The 615-nt window shown below is 60.2% G+C and carries 1 protein-coding gene; it reads right to left on the reverse strand.

Features of this window, described 5'->3' with window-relative positions; genetic code table 11:
* Positions 1-615, reverse strand: a 615-nt coding sequence (locus HMPREF0372_RS05270) for an ABC transporter ATP-binding protein (RefSeq protein ID WP_007489581.1), incomplete at both ends; no start/stop codon positions are given.

Raw genomic sequence — 615 nt, forward strand, 5'->3', positions numbered from 1 at the left:
CAGAAGCGCTCACATAGAGCGCGGTCGTGAGAGATAAACAGGTAGCCCACCTCCCGCTCCTGCTGAATTTCCTGCAGCAAGTGGATCATCTGCGCCTGAGAAATCACATCCAGCATGGAGGTCGGCTCATCCAGAACCAGAAAAGAGGGTTCCATCAGCATCGCCCGGGCCAGAGCAAGCCGTTGGAGCTCCCCTCCGCTGAGCTCCGCTGGAAAGCGGTCCAGGTGTTCCTCATAAATGCCGTAGCGCTCCAGATAATCGCACAGTCCCTGCCGGGTATAAGGCAGATGGAACAGGCGGTAAGGCTCCCGCATACTGTCGATCAGCCGCAGCTTGGGATTGAACGCCACCTCCGGATGCTGAAACAGGATTTGAATCCGCCTTCGGGCGGGCCCCCGGAGGGGATAGGACAATCTCTGCCCGTCCAGCCTCACCTCTCCGGCGGTGGCTGGATAGATTCCTGCCAGGATCTGGCCGATGGTGGACTTGCCGCTGCCGCTGTCACCGAAAATGGCCAGCGTCTCTCCCCGGTCGATGGTAAAGGAGATCTCCTCCACCACCATGGGGCCGCGGGGGCGGTATCGCTTGGACAGGCCCTGCACCTCAATCAGCATA

The sequence above is a fragment of the Flavonifractor plautii ATCC 29863 genome (genome assembly GCF_000239295.1).
In the GTDB taxonomy this organism is placed as follows: domain Bacteria; phylum Bacillota; class Clostridia; order Oscillospirales; family Oscillospiraceae; genus Flavonifractor; species Flavonifractor plautii.